At 27.7% G+C, this 13,844-nt stretch carries 12 protein-coding genes; 11 read left to right on the top strand and 1 reads right to left on the bottom strand.

From position 1 onward, the window contains the following. Positions 1–107 precede the first annotated feature (107 nt). Positions 108–1,388, top strand: coding sequence for a ComEC/Rec2 family competence protein (locus IC219_RS05390; RefSeq protein WP_227432560.1), 1,281 nt, complete (start codon positions 108–110; stop codon positions 1,386–1,388). Further along, the gene (holA, locus tag IC219_RS05385) at positions 1,351–2,394 is read left to right on the top strand and encodes a DNA polymerase III subunit delta (RefSeq protein WP_227482853.1); all 1,044 of its coding nucleotides are present in this window, start codon (positions 1,351–1,353) and stop codon (positions 2,392–2,394) included. Before IC219_RS05390 ends, holA begins: the two co-directional genes overlap by 38 nt. A 190-nt stretch (positions 2,395–2,584) precedes the next feature. Here holA and rpsT read toward each other — a convergent pair whose 3' ends face one another. Beyond that, positions 2,585–2,851: a 30S ribosomal protein S20 gene (gene rpsT, locus IC219_RS05380; protein ID WP_227432754.1), complete on the bottom strand. Its 267-nt coding sequence runs from the start codon at positions 2,849–2,851 to the stop codon at positions 2,585–2,587. 541 nt (positions 2,852–3,392) lie between these two features. On the opposite strand from rpsT, the gene IC219_RS05375 reads away from it, so the two are divergent. From IC219_RS05375 to hemW, 9 genes are all read left to right on the top strand, one after another. Continuing rightward, a complete protein-coding gene (locus tag IC219_RS05375; RefSeq protein ID WP_227482852.1) occupies positions 3,393–3,914 on the top strand; it encodes a helix-turn-helix domain-containing protein in 522 nt (173 codons plus the stop codon). 33 nt (positions 3,915–3,947) lie between these two features. Continuing rightward, positions 3,948–4,733 carry an alpha/beta fold hydrolase gene (locus IC219_RS05370; protein ID WP_227482851.1) on the top strand — a complete coding sequence of 262 codons (786 nt, stop codon included), beginning with the start codon at positions 3,948–3,950 and terminating at the stop codon, positions 4,731–4,733. Positions 4,734–5,036: 303 nt separating this feature from the next. After that, a complete protein-coding gene (gene gpr, locus IC219_RS05365) occupies positions 5,037–5,987 on the top strand; it encodes a GPR endopeptidase (protein WP_227432564.1) in 951 nt (316 codons plus the stop codon). 17 nt (positions 5,988–6,004) lie between these two features. Next, positions 6,005–7,012 (top strand): stage II sporulation protein P, encoded by a 1,008-nt coding sequence (gene spoIIP / locus IC219_RS05360; protein ID WP_227830756.1) that lies wholly within the window; start codon positions 6,005–6,007, stop codon positions 7,010–7,012. Positions 7,013–7,041: 29 nt separating this feature from the next. After that, entirely contained in the window at positions 7,042–7,305 is a 264-nt protein-coding gene (locus tag IC219_RS05355; protein WP_227830755.1) for a hypothetical protein, read from the top strand. A gap of 282 nt (positions 7,306–7,587) precedes the next feature. Beyond that, positions 7,588–9,393 carry a translation elongation factor 4 gene (lepA, locus tag IC219_RS05350; RefSeq protein ID WP_227482848.1) on the top strand — a complete coding sequence of 602 codons (1,806 nt, stop codon included), beginning with the start codon at positions 7,588–7,590 and terminating at the stop codon, positions 9,391–9,393. Between the two features lie 161 nt (positions 9,394–9,554). Continuing rightward, positions 9,555–10,892: a CCA tRNA nucleotidyltransferase gene (locus tag IC219_RS05345; protein WP_227432568.1), complete on the top strand. Its 1,338-nt coding sequence runs from the start codon at positions 9,555–9,557 to the stop codon at positions 10,890–10,892. A gap of 236 nt (positions 10,893–11,128) precedes the next feature. Next, the gene (locus tag IC219_RS05340; RefSeq protein WP_227432569.1) at positions 11,129–12,442 is read left to right on the top strand and encodes an APC family permease; all 1,314 of its coding nucleotides are present in this window, start codon (positions 11,129–11,131) and stop codon (positions 12,440–12,442) included. Between the two features lie 173 nt (positions 12,443–12,615). After that, the gene (gene hemW / locus IC219_RS05335; protein WP_227432570.1) at positions 12,616–13,791 is read left to right on the top strand and encodes a radical SAM family heme chaperone HemW; all 1,176 of its coding nucleotides are present in this window, start codon (positions 12,616–12,618) and stop codon (positions 13,789–13,791) included. Positions 13,792–13,844 lie beyond the last annotated feature (53 nt).

Below are 13,844 nucleotides of genomic sequence, written 5' to 3'. Positions count from 1 at the left end.
TTTAATAAATCTTTTGACGTATTCTTTTGTTTATAGAATAATTTCTTTTGTTTAAAAAATATTTATTTGAAAATAATCTAAATAATATGTTTTATAGAGGAGTGATTATGATTCAAATAAGAAGACCTTTACTAATTATATTAATATTTGTGATAGCTGTATCTTTTATTATCACAAATAAGAAGAAAGAGGATGAAAAATTTAATGATAAGATAATAACTATACAAGGAACAGTTAAAGGAAGACTTGAAAAGCCTAGATATAATCAGTATAAAGTAGGCGCTTTCTTAATAAATGATTACACAAGAACTAAAAATTTGAAAATTGGTCAGAAAGTTAATATTACAGGCAAATTTAAAAGTTTAGCTAAAATGAAATATGAAGATTTTGATTATGGAAGGTATATAAAAAGCACTGGATATAAAGGTATAATATATATAAATAGCTATAAAATTATTGGTAAGAATAAAATATATGACTTAATAGGTAAAGTAAAGTTTTACATAAATAAAACGTATAGATATTTATATAAGAAAAATTCGGATTTTATAAATTCTATATTGTTAGCAGAAGTTGAAAATCTGACAGATGAGCAAAAAGAAATGTTCACCAGAACAGGAACTAGCCATGTAATATCTATATCTGGTCTTCATACAGGCATACTATGTGTTGTAATTGCTTTTTTATTAAGAGGTATAAATAAATTGTATAAATTATTAATATTGTCGATTTTTATATCTTTATATTGTATAATGGTAGGTGCGTCTCCATCTATAATTAGGTCTATAACATTTGTTATGGTTTTCTATTTATCAGTCTTTATTAATAGAAAAAAGGATGGAATATCAACACTGTCTCTAATAGGGATAGTTTTAATTATAAATAACCCCTATGTTATATATAATGTAAGTTTTCAATTATCTTTTTTAGCTACATTCTCTATACTAATATTTTACAATAAAATAAATAGTATTATAAAATTAAGTATGGTATCATTGACAATATCGTCAAATATATTAACCTTGCCTATAATATATTATACATTTAAAGGTATACCATTGGTTTCAATCATAGGAAATTTAATCATAGTACCATTTATAGGTATAATAATGTATTTGAGTATTGCAAGTTTAATAATATTTAAAATAAGTGTAGTAATAGCTAAAATAATAGCTTTATTTAACAGTACATTGATAGAAATCATATTTTTTTTACTAGAGAAACTCAGCAATTTAAATTTTACATATATTGATATAGATAACCCTAAACTTTATATTGTAGTGATTTATTACATAGGAGTATTTTTTTACATATTTTACATAGAAGGAAAAGAGATAAAGGAGCAAGAAAATGGATTACAAGGATATTATAAGGAATATAAAAGATAAAAAACTTGAGAAAATGTATCTTTTTTATGGCAGAGAGTATTATTTAATAGAAAATGCAATAAAAGTCTTTAAAGAGAATTTAAACGAAGGAATGCTCGATTTTAACTTAGATATAATAGATGGAAAGGAAATAGTCTTAAATCAGCTTATAAGCTCTATAGAGACACTTCCTTTTATGGATGATAGAAAAATAGTAATAGTAAAAGACTTTGAGTTACTAAAAGGAAAGAAAAAGAATTTTACAGATAGTGACGAAAAATACTTGATAGAGCATTTAGATAATACTCCAGACACTACTACCATAGTTTTTGTTGTATACGGAGATATTGACAAAAGAAAATCTTTAGTTAAAAAGATAAGTAATAATGGAATTGTTTTTAACTGTGACAAGCTTTCTGATATGGACTTATTTAAGTGGATAAAAAAATCTTTTGCTCTAAATGAAGTTATAATAGAAAACTCTCAGATAATGTATTTTATTGAACAAGAAGGATATAGAGATAAAAGTAGTGAAAAGACTTTATCAGACTTAGAAAACGAGATAAATAAAATTAGCTCATTTGTTGGAAAGGGAAATAGTGTAACTAATGATATAATAGATAAATTATCTCCTAAAAAGGTTGAAAATGATATATTTAAGTTAATTGATTATATTGGAGAGCAAAGTGCTTCTAATGCAATGAAAATATTGAATGATATGATACAGGAGGGCGAATCTGTTTTAGGTATATTTTCTATGATAGCTAGACAGTTTAAAATAGTTATGCAAGTAAGACAATTACAATTAGAGGGATACTCAGCAAAATTTATAGCAGATAAATTAAAAATTCATCAATTTGTAATAGGAAAAGCATTAAAGCAGGCTAAGAACTTTTCTGATGATATAATCATAGAAATTTTAAACTATATATTAGAAAGTGATTATAAAATAAAAACAGGTCTTATAAGGGATACCTTAGCAGTAGAAATGTTGGTTAGTAGATACTGTAAAAGACAAGCAGTGTAAAAAAAATTATACATTAATAAAAAATAAATAGCAAGATATGTTATAGTTCAAAGTACAAGTAGGCTAGATTGAGTCTAAGAGTATATAATCTACTATAATATGTCTAACTATTTATTTTTTATTGTATAAATTTCCAAAATAAAAAACCCCTACATAGGGGTTATTATATATAAGAAATATAAACTGGTAATTAAGCGTTCATACCGTTTAACTTTTGAGCTAATTTAGCTACTTTTCTAGCTGCAGCATTCTTATGTATAGTTCCTTTAGAAGCTACTTGGTATATTCTTTTTTGAGCGTATTGGAACTTAACAACAGCATCCTCTCTGTTTCCAGCTGCAACAGCATCTTCGAATCTTCTTATTGCAGTTTTTATTTGAGATTTTCTAACTCTATTTAAAGCAGTTTTCTTTTCGATAACACTTATTCTTTTCTTAGCTGATTTTATATTTGCCACCGTGTTCACCTCCCTGTATTTTTTTCTCATATTCATCGTCAACATATTAGATTTTAACAGAAATAAATCTAAAAATCAAGGATTATTATTTATATATTTTAATAATGTTTTTTGTTTTGATTTTTTAGACTATAAATTATGTATAAATAATTTGAAATATTTTGTTTTTATGTTGATATATTTTGTTCTTTAAATATTTTAATAGATACAATTTAATATTTTATTTTTGTAACATATATCTTGAAATAATACAAATTATTAACATACATTTTGATAGTATTTCCAATAATTATAAGATAATACAAGAAATTACTCATTTTTATGGACTTAGTAATAAATTTTATAAAAATATGAATTTATATGGTTAATATGAAAGTTTTTCTATTAATTAAAGGTAATTTTTTTATTGTCGCAGATAAGCAGAACTATACTATCGCTATTTTTATTACTGTTGACTGTTTAATAGTTTTATATCATACTCTTGTATAGTCTAAAAAATTAGACTATAATAATTTTATGGATTAAAGAAAGGATTGATAAAGTGGATACAACAAAACTAATTTTAAATCCAGCTAGACTCCGAATTTTACAGTATATCAGAATTCATGGTAGTGTTCGTACATCTGATATTGTGAAGTATCTAAGTGATATTCCTCGTGCAACAGTTTACCACCATGTTAAAATTTTGGAAGATAACAATATGATTGAAGTAGTTAAAGAAAATCGTGTACGTGGTACAATTGAAAAAATTTATTCATTAAAGGAATATGCTTTGGATATGGAAGTAGATGCATCTGTTTCACTCTCTACAGCATTTCATATGGGTTTGATGCAAGAAATGAATGAATATTTTAGTTTAAAAAATCAAGACCATAAGAAAGACAATGTATTTTTCACTTCAGCATTGTTATATATAACTGATAGAGAATATGAAAATCTTCTTCAAAGTATAGTTGATTTATTGAAGCCATACATAGACCAAGAACCCAAATCAGATTTAAAACTCCGAAAACTCTCAATTATATCTTCTCCACCTGCAAAAAATGATGAGAAGAAGAAATAACAAACATTTTGTTTTTATAAGGAGGCATTATATATGAACTTTCATGAATTTGGGAATAAAAACAATCCACATATCATGCTGATTCATGGAGGTGGGAATGCATGGTGGAATTATTTACGACAAGCACGAGTATTGTCTGAATACTATCATGTAATACTTCCTACACTGGATGGTCATGGAGAAGAATACAAGACTACATATATTTCTACAGAGGATACAGCAGATAAATTGATGAAATATATAGATGAAGAATGTGGTGGTCATCTTTTTTCTCTGTGTGGAGTATCTCTTGGTGGACAGATTGTTATAGAGATTTTATCTCGAAAACCAGATATTACTGAAAAGGCAATTATTGATGGCAGTATTTGCTATCCTAGACCCAATATGGCACGAGCTTGTATGATGTCGATTCGATTTTTTAGAGGGCTTTTATTTAGTGAAAAAGCTTGTAGATTTCAAATTGCTATGATGTCAAAATTATTTCCAAAAAACATGCAATATCCAGATGAAATTAAGAACTATTATATGAAAGATATGCCACATGTCAGAAAAGAAACACTCTATGCTATGTATCGTACTTATATGATGAAGTACACACTTAAGGAGAGTTTAAGAGAAACTACAGCACAAGTGATGTATTGGTATGGTGAAAAGGAAATGAAATGTGTAAAAAACTCTGCAAAGATGTTTCAGTCTTATGTACCTTCTTGTAAAATTTATGAAGCTAAGGGATATAATCATGGTTATCTAGCTATTTATTTGCCAAATGAGTGGTTGGAGATTGCTGAACCATTTTTTCAACAGAATGAAATGATATAGAAATTATAAAGTTATTTTGATAAAAAAGAAATGTATAATGAATGAAAATTTGACAGGAATTTGATAATATGAAATTGATAAATAGATTAAAAGGTAGCGCCTATATAAATAGTTGCTACCTTTTTATATTTGTAAATAGATGATAGTTAAGGACGTTTACTGACTATTTACTGACCAAACTCAATTTTCTTACATTGAAAGCCTTAATTTTACTTGTTTTAAATAAATTTATAGTTTTTTGTTATAAAATACTAAATTTTGTTAACAATTATAATTAGCATTTAATTTATACTGGAGGTTTATATGATTAATGTAAGAACAGATTTGGCTTTAGAAGCTAGTGAAATGTGTGAAAAGTCTCAAGAAGGAAGTAGTATTCCTGGGGTGGAAATAGAAACTAAAGAATTAGAAAATTGTGTTGTAACAAAAGTTGAAGTAATAGATGAACAAGGTTCAGAGATAATGAACAAAGATATAGGAAAGTATATAACCCTAGAAAGTAATCTTATGAAGTTTGATGATGATGAGTCAAGAGAAGAGATGATAAATTATCTAAAAGATGAATTAGTAGATGTATTTGGACAAGACAAAAATAAAAAGACACTAGTAATTGGTCTTGGAAATAGAAATATTACTTCTGATGCATTGGGTCCCAAAAGTGTATCTAAAACACTAGTAACTAGACATCTCTTTAAAAATTACAACAAGGATTATGATGATGATTTTACTGAGGTATCAGCTTTAAGCCCAGGGGTTATGGGTGTTACTGGGATAGAAACTAGTGAAGTAGTGAAGTCACTAGTTGAGAAAGTGAAGCCAGATAGAGTAGTAGCAATAGATGCACTAGCATCAAGAAAAATGGAAAGAGTAAACTCTACTATACAAATATCAACAGCAGGAATATCACCTGGTGGAGGTGTTGGTAATACAAGAAAATCTCTCACTAAAGAAACCTTAGGAGTGGATGTTATTGCAATAGGAGTTCCAACTGTGGTTGACGCAGCAACTCTTACTATAGATGTTTTGGATATGGCAATAGATAATTTAATATCTCAATCAGAAGAAACAGAAAGTTTTTATAATATGTTGAAAAAACTTAAAGAGGAAGAAAAATATCATCTAATAAAAGATTCATTAGATCCATATGATAAGAACTTAATCGTAACACCAAAAGATATAGATGATACAATTGAAAATCTATCTATAATAATAAGTGAAGGTCTGAATAGGTCTTTACATCCAGGTAGATTGTAAAATAAGGAGGAGCAAATATGTTTAAAAAATGCATTAAAGTAGTAACCTTGACTTTTATATTAGCATGCATTTTACCAGGAAAATCATTGGCTTTAAATCAAGATGACTTTTTAAAGTTTTTAGTAAATTCATCTTATCCAGAAGCTAAAGTCGAAGGAAATAATACAGAAAATAAAAAGAGTGATAAAAATAAAGAAGCAAGTAAAGAAAGTAAAAATGAAAATAAAAAATCTGAGGATGTAAGTAAAGCCGACAATAAGAAAGAAAGCGAAAAAGAATATATAAAACTTTATGTTGGTAAAGAAAATGTTCCAGATATTGAGTCAAAAAACTCAGATACAACTGAAACTAGTACTGCGTCTAGTGCAGAGTATAAAGATGACTTAAGAGTGACTAAAGAAAATCCAAGAATTTTGATATATCATACTCATGGGTGTGAAACTTATTCAAACTCACCTGATGGAAATTATCATTCAAGAGATAAGAAAAATTCAGTAATGGAAGTAGGAAATGCATTAACTAGTGCTTTAGACAGTAAGGGATGGGGTGTAGTCCATACTACTAAATACCATGACTATCCATCTTATAATAACTCTTATGCAAGTAGTTTAAAAACAATAAAAAGTATACTCCCTAAATATAATACAGTGGACATAGCAATAGATTTACATAGGGATGCTAGGGATTTAACTAATCCAGCCACTAAAGAAAAAGACCATTTGAAATATACAACTATGATAAATGGAGAGAGAGTATCTAAATTCTTCTTTGTTGTAGGAGGAAAAAATGAAAATAAAGCACAACTTAGAGCTTTAGCAGATGACATAACTGCTTTTGCTGAAAAGAAATATCCAGGCTTGGTGTCTCCAATAGTAGAAAAAGACTATGCTAGATTTAATCAATTTGCAGTTAAAAATCACATGTTAATAGAAATTGGAAATAATGCAACGAGTATAGAAGAATCTAAGGCTACTACAAAGTATCTTGCTGAAATTTTAGATGAATATTTTAAACAAAAAAATTAGATTGTTTAGTGTAATTAGGAGCATGTTGAATGAGCCGATTAGAAAGAAATATAGAAGGTAAAAGTAAACAAAGAAAATATAAGTATATTATGAGAATTATATTTTTAGTTATTATGATTATAGGTACATCCATTTGTGTGTTTATAGTTGATAGTAATGCTAAAAGTATGTTGGGAATAAAGCAACATAATTATTTCTCAAGTATTAAATTTGATATTACAAAGTTTGATATACCAAAGATTGATATACCAGATTTTGATATACACAAAATCGTTGAAAAATTTAATAAGTAGGAAATAAGTGAATAAGGTTTATTGATTAAAATAAGCCTTATTTTAGTTATGTATCTTTAATTGTATAAAATAAAAACACATTAACTATATTTTATAGGATTTACTTTAAGTTTATGATATTATATAATATTTAGTGTTAGACTTGATAATCCACATATAATGTGGATAATTTTGTTTAATGCCAATTAGTTTATATTCAAAAATTTAAAATTTGATATATAAAAAGTTTTTATATAATATAAAATGATAACTATAAGAATAATCAAGAGGAGGGAATTTAAGGTGGACAATAAACAAAGTAGAACTAGAAATTTTAGTATAATTGCACATATAGACCATGGAAAGTCTACCTTAGCTGATAGATTAATACAACAAACGGGGCTTGTCAGTGAAAGAGACATGAAGAGTCAATTACTTGATAACATGGATCTTGAAAGAGAAAGAGGAATCACTATAAAGCTTCAAAATATAAGATTAATGTATAAGGCGAAGGATGGAAATGAATATTATTTAAATCTTATAGATACACCAGGACATGTAGACTTCAATTATGAGGTATCAAGAAGTTTAGTAGCATGTGAGGGAGCATTATTGGTAGTCGATGCAGCACAAGGTGTTGAGGCACAGACTTTAGCTAATGTGTATCTTGCAATAGACCAAGATTTAGAAATATTACCAATAATAAATAAAATAGATTTACCAAGTGCAAGACCAGATGAAGTAAAACATGAAATTGAAGATATAATAGGGCTTGATGCAAGTGAAGCACCTCTTATTTCAGCTAAAACAGGTTTAAATATAGAAGATGTTTTAGAAGATATTGTAAAAAATGTACCTGCACCTAAAGGAGATAATGAAGCACCATTAAAGGCGTTAATATTTGACTCTTATTACGATGCTTATAAAGGTGTTGTAGCCTATGTTAGAGTGTTTGAAGGAACTGTTAAAAAAGGTATGACAATAAAAATGATGAATACTAAGAAAAAGTTTGAAGTAACTGAAGTTGGTGTTATGGCTCCAGGGCAAACTGAACTTAGTGAATTATCAGCTGGTGATGTTGGTTATATTGCTGCTAGTATAAAAGACATAAGAAGCTGTCGTGTAGGGGATACAATAACAGATTCAAATAATCCTACAGAAGAACCTTTACCAGGATATAAAAAAGCTACTCCAATGGTATATTGTGGTATATATCCAGGAGAAGGTGAAAAATATGAAAATGTAAGAGATGCTCTTGAAAAATTACAAGTAAATGATGCTGCCCTTGAATATGAGGCTGAAACTTCAGCTGCGCTAGGGTTTGGGTTTAGATGTGGATTTTTAGGTCTTTTACATATGGAAATAATGCAAGAAAGACTTGAGAGAGAATTTAATCTTGATATAATAACTACAGCACCATCTGTTATATACAGAGTTACAAAAACTGATGGAGAAGTTGTAATGATACAAAATCCTGCAAATTTGCCAGAAGTAGCTGAGATAAGAATGATAGAAGAACCTATAGTAAAAGGTGATATAATAGTTCCTAAAGATTATGTAGGTGTTGTTATGGAACTTTGCCAGGAAAGACGTGGAAATATGTTAAACATGGAATATATAGATGAGAGAAGAGTAATGCTTCATTACGACCTTCCTCTTAATGAAGTTGTTTATGATTTCTTTGATGCCTTAAAATCAAGAACTAGAGGATATGGTTCTCTTGATTATGAGATTAAGGGATATGTTGCATCTACTCTTGTAAAACTTGATGTTTTAATTAATAAAGAGCAAGTTGATGCACTTAGTTTTATTGTACATGAAACTCGTGCTTTCCCTAGAGGAAAGGCAATGTGTGAGAAATTAAAAGGAGAAATTCCAAGACATCAATTTGCTATACCTATACAAGCTGCTGTTGGTAATAAGGTTATTGCAAGAGAGACAATAAGTGCTTTAAGAAAAGATGTACTTGCTAAATGTTATGGTGGAGATATATCTCGTAAGAAGAAACTTCTTGAAAAACAAAAAGAAGGTAAGAAGCGTATGAGACAAATTGGCTCTGTTGAAGTTCCTCAAAAAGCATTTATGTCTGTACTTAAGTTGGATGAATAATTTATTAAATTTTTATAAATTTAGATAAATATACTTAAAAGCTAGAGTGATTTTAGAATTATTTCTAAATTAATCTAGTTTTTTTGTGGTATATTTTAATTAAACACATAGAGAATATAAGTAAGAGTATATTAAAGAAAAAATAAAAAAAGGTGATATTTATGACTAATATAGAAATTCCTAAAAAAGTGGATTATATAATTAAAGAATTAGAAAAGAATGGTTATGAGGCATATGTAGTTGGAGGATGTGTGAGGGATTGTTTATTAGAAAAAATTCCAAATGACTGGGATATAACAACTAGTGCAAGACCTGAAAAAGTGGTAGAGATATTTGAAAGGACTATTCCAACTGGTATACAACATGGTACTGTAACAGTCATGATTGAACATGAGCCATTTGAAGTGACAACATATAGAATAGATGGAAGTTATAGTGATGGTAGACATCCAGATTCAATAGAATTTACAAATGATATAGTTAAGGATTTGTCAAGAAGAGATTTTACTGTTAATGCAATTGCATACAATTCAAAGACTGGATTAGTTGACCCATTTAATGGTTGTGAGGATATACAAAATAAGTGTATTCGTTGCGTTGGAAATCCAGTAGATAGATTTGAAGAAGATGCACTTAGAATGCTTAGAGCGATTAGATTTTCTGCACAGCTTAATTTTAAAATAGCTGAAGATACTAAACAAAGTATCTACAGAAACGCAGATTTAATAAAATGTGTGTCTATGGAAAGAATTCAAGTAGAATTCAATAAAATGCTAATATCTGATTCATCTAAGTTAAATTTATTAATTTCAACAGGATTATTAAAATTTATAATTCCTGAAATATGTGACTTAGAAGATGTTATTCAAAATAATCCATATCATATTTATAATGTTGGAAAACATACATTGATAGCTACTGAAGTAATTGAAGATGAATTATATCTAAAGCTTACAATGTTATTTCATGATTTGGGTAAAAAAATTACTAAAACGACAGATAAAAATGGAATTGACCATTTTTATAGTCACAGTAGGGAGTCTGTCAAAATAGCAAAGCAAATTTTGAAGAGACTTAAGTATGATAATTATACTATTAATAAAGTTTTAATATTAATACAATATCATGATTATAGAATAGAACCAAAAAGAAAAATTATTAAAAAGTTATTAAATAAACTTGGAGACGTTGAACTATTTGAAGATTTAATAAAGGTTAATTGGGCTGACACACTTGCTAAAAACCCAAAATATGCAAAACAGAAAATATTAAACCTTATTGAGAGTGAAAAGGAATTTAAACATATAATAAGTCAAAATGAATGCTTTCATATTAAAGACTTAGCTATTAATGGAAACGATTTAATGTCTATAGGTGTTAAACCAGGTAAAGATATAGGGTATCTATTAAATAAGATGCTTGAAATTGTTATTAATAATCCAGAACTAAATGAAAAAGAAATTTTAAAAGGAAAAGTATTAGATATATACACATTTTAAGTTAAAAGATTAAACTTTAATTTAATTAATTTAAGATAGTAAATATAATTTACATTAAAAAAATAGACAGTCTTTAAAGGTTGAAATTATGAAGGTTGGTATTCTATAATTTTAAATGTATAGCAAATTAATATAAAGTTAGTAAGTTAATATAAAAAAAAACTTTGGGAATACTAAAACCATAAATTTATAAAATTAATATTTTATGCACTTATAAAACAGTAAGGAGGGACATCATGCGTACTCAACTACAAAAGACGATTGGTCTTTCAGCAGCTCTTTCTACTGTTGTAGGTATGGTTATAGGTTCAGGAGTTTTTTTTAAGCCACAGGCAATATATACCACAACTAATGGAGCTCCAGGACTAGGTATTATAGCATGGCTTTTAGGTGGATTTATAACAATAACAGCTGGACTTACAGCTACAGAAATATCAGCTGCTATCCCAAAAACTGGTGGTATGATGATTTATATTGAAGAAATATATGGAGAAAAATTAGGATTTTTAACTGGATGGATGCAAACTGTATTATTTTTTCCAGGTACGTCAGCAGCATTAGGGGTAATATTTGCTCAACAAGCATCTGAACTTTTAAATATGAGTCCAAACAATATGTCAGTTGTGCTTCCAATAGCAATTGGAGTAATACTGTTTTTATCATTACTTAATATAATAGGTTCATCATTGGGAGGAAAAGTTCAGACAGTAGCTACTATTGGAAAAATGATACCATTAGCTCTAATAATAATATTTGGATTTATTAAAGGCCAAAGTAGTGAGATATTAAATCCATTTGTAGGTGATGGAGTTAGTGTATCAAGCGCACTTGGACAAGTATTAATAGCAACGTTGTTTGCATATGATGGATGGATAAATGTCGGTGCTATCTCAGGAGAGATGAAATCTCCAGAAAAAGATTTACCAAGAGCAATAGTTGGTGGGCTATCATTAGTTATGGCAATATATATTATAATAAATGTAGCATATCTTTGGGTTGTGCCAGCAAGTGAATTAGCAACTGTTACTTCACCAGCAACATTAGTTGCAAAAAAATTATTTGGAAATTTAGGTGGAAAAGTAATAACTGTGGGTATATTAATATCAGTGTTTGGTACATTAAATGGATATTTATTAACAGGGTCAAGAATACCATATACATTAGCTGAAAAAGGAACTTTGCCTGCTTCTAAGGTTTTATTAAAAGTAAATTCTGGTGGGTCTCCTGTAAATTCAATACTGCTCATAACTGTATTAGCATGTATATATGCTTTATCTGGTCAATTTAATCTTTTGACAGATTTAACTATATTTTCAATATGGGTATTTTACGTATTGACTTTTGTTGGAGTTATAAGGCTTAGAAGAGAACAACCAGATTTACACAGACCGTATAAAGTTCCTTTATATCCAATAATACCAATTATAGCTATATTAGGTGGATTATTTGTAATAATAAATCAAATACTGACTTCAACAGCAGTATCTTTAGGTGGTATATTTATAACCCTACTTGGATTACCAGTTTATTATTATATGAAGAAAAAATAGTCATTTATTTTAAGTTGAAAAATTTGGATAAAAGTAAAAATCTACTTTTATCCAAATTTTTTATGATATTACATAGTGAAGATGCTTTATATGTTATTTGATGAGTTATTTTGTTTGATTTATAATTTAATAACTGATGCTTTAAGATAATTTTAAGAAATGAGGAATATAAAATGTTAGGACTTTATATACATATCCCATTTTGTGTGAAAAAATGTAAGTATTGTGATTTTAATTCTTATAAAATGGACCTAGATTCAAAAAAAAGATATATAGAAGATTTGAAAATAGAAATGGAGTTATACAGTAATAAATTAAATAGAGATGATAAATACAAAAATAAAGAAGATTTCAATATAGACAAAAACGATATAATAACAAGTATATTTATAGGTGGAGGAACACCTAGTATTTTGACATCTGAAGAAATAAGAGAAGTATTTGTAAGTGTAAAAGAAAAATTCAATATAGACAAAAACGCAGAAATAACCATAGAATGCAATCCTGGCACACTGACACTAGAAAAATTAGAAACTATGAAAGAAGTTGGTATCAATAGACTTAGCATAGGGTTACAAGCTGTCCAAGAAAAGCATTTGAACTTTATAGGAAGAATACATAGTTATAAAGAATTTGAGAAAAACTATATGGACGCATTGAGTGTAGGATTTAAAAATATTAACATAGACTTAATGTATAGTCTTCCCAATCAAACACTATGTGATTGGAAGGAAACTCTTGAAAAAGTTACAGATTTAAATCCAGCACATATATCAGCATATTCTCTTATATTAGAAGAAGGTACTGAACTGTATAATATGTATGAAAATAATCAATTTGACCTTATAGATGAAAATATAGATATAGAAATGTATGAGTATACAATAAACTATTTAAAATCAAAAGGATACAATCAATATGAAATATCAAATTACTCACAAGAAGGCTATAATTGTAAACATAATATTTTATATTGGGAATGTGAACACTATATAGGTCTTGGAGCAGGAGCTTCTGGTTATATTGATAATAATAGATATAATAATTTAGAATCTTTAGAGGATTATCATTTAAGTCTGATTAAAGGAGAGAAGCCAATACAAGATAGTGAAAATCTTTCTATAAAAGATATGATAGAAGAAAAGATATTTATGGGCCTTAGAATGAATAAGGGAATAAAATTTAAAGATTTTGAAAAAAATTTTGGAATAGATTTTAGAAAAAAATACAGTAAGCAGATAGAAATGTTACTAGCTAGAGACCTTATAAACCAAAGCTTTGAGGGAATACAATTAACTCAAAAGGGAAGAGAAATATCTAATAGTATATTTATAGAATTTATGGAATGATTTTTAGGGTGTTGACAAAATAAATTTATAATGGTATATAATATATATAATCT

This window comes from Clostridioides sp. ES-W-0018-02, assembly GCF_020658175.1.
Classification (GTDB): Bacteria; Bacillota; Clostridia; order Peptostreptococcales; family Peptostreptococcaceae; genus Clostridioides.
Note: the sequence above shows the minus strand (reverse complement) of the source record. Positions and strands in the feature narration are given on the sequence as shown.

What these genes read in the sequence shown, in the direction of transcription:
- IC219_RS05390 (WP_227432560.1), top strand. Translation starts at nt 108, where the DNA reads ATGATTCAAATAAGAAGACCTTTACTAATTATATTAATATTTGTGATA.
- holA (WP_227482853.1), top strand. Translation starts at nt 1,351, where the DNA reads ATGGATTACAAGGATATTATAAGGAATATAAAAGATAAAAAACTTGAG.
- IC219_RS05370 (WP_227482851.1), top strand. Translation starts at nt 3,948, where the DNA reads ATGAACTTTCATGAATTTGGGAATAAAAACAATCCACATATCATGCTG.
- gpr (WP_227432564.1), top strand. Translation starts at nt 5,037, where the DNA reads ATGATTAATGTAAGAACAGATTTGGCTTTAGAAGCTAGTGAAATGTGT.
- spoIIP (WP_227830756.1), top strand. Translation starts at nt 6,005, where the DNA reads ATGTTTAAAAAATGCATTAAAGTAGTAACCTTGACTTTTATATTAGCA.
- IC219_RS05355 (WP_227830755.1), top strand. Translation starts at nt 7,042, where the DNA reads ATGAGCCGATTAGAAAGAAATATAGAAGGTAAAAGTAAACAAAGAAAA.
- IC219_RS05345 (WP_227432568.1), top strand. Translation starts at nt 9,555, where the DNA reads ATGACTAATATAGAAATTCCTAAAAAAGTGGATTATATAATTAAAGAA.
- IC219_RS05340 (WP_227432569.1), top strand. Translation starts at nt 11,129, where the DNA reads ATGCGTACTCAACTACAAAAGACGATTGGTCTTTCAGCAGCTCTTTCT.
- hemW (WP_227432570.1), top strand. Translation starts at nt 12,616, where the DNA reads ATGTTAGGACTTTATATACATATCCCATTTTGTGTGAAAAAATGTAAG.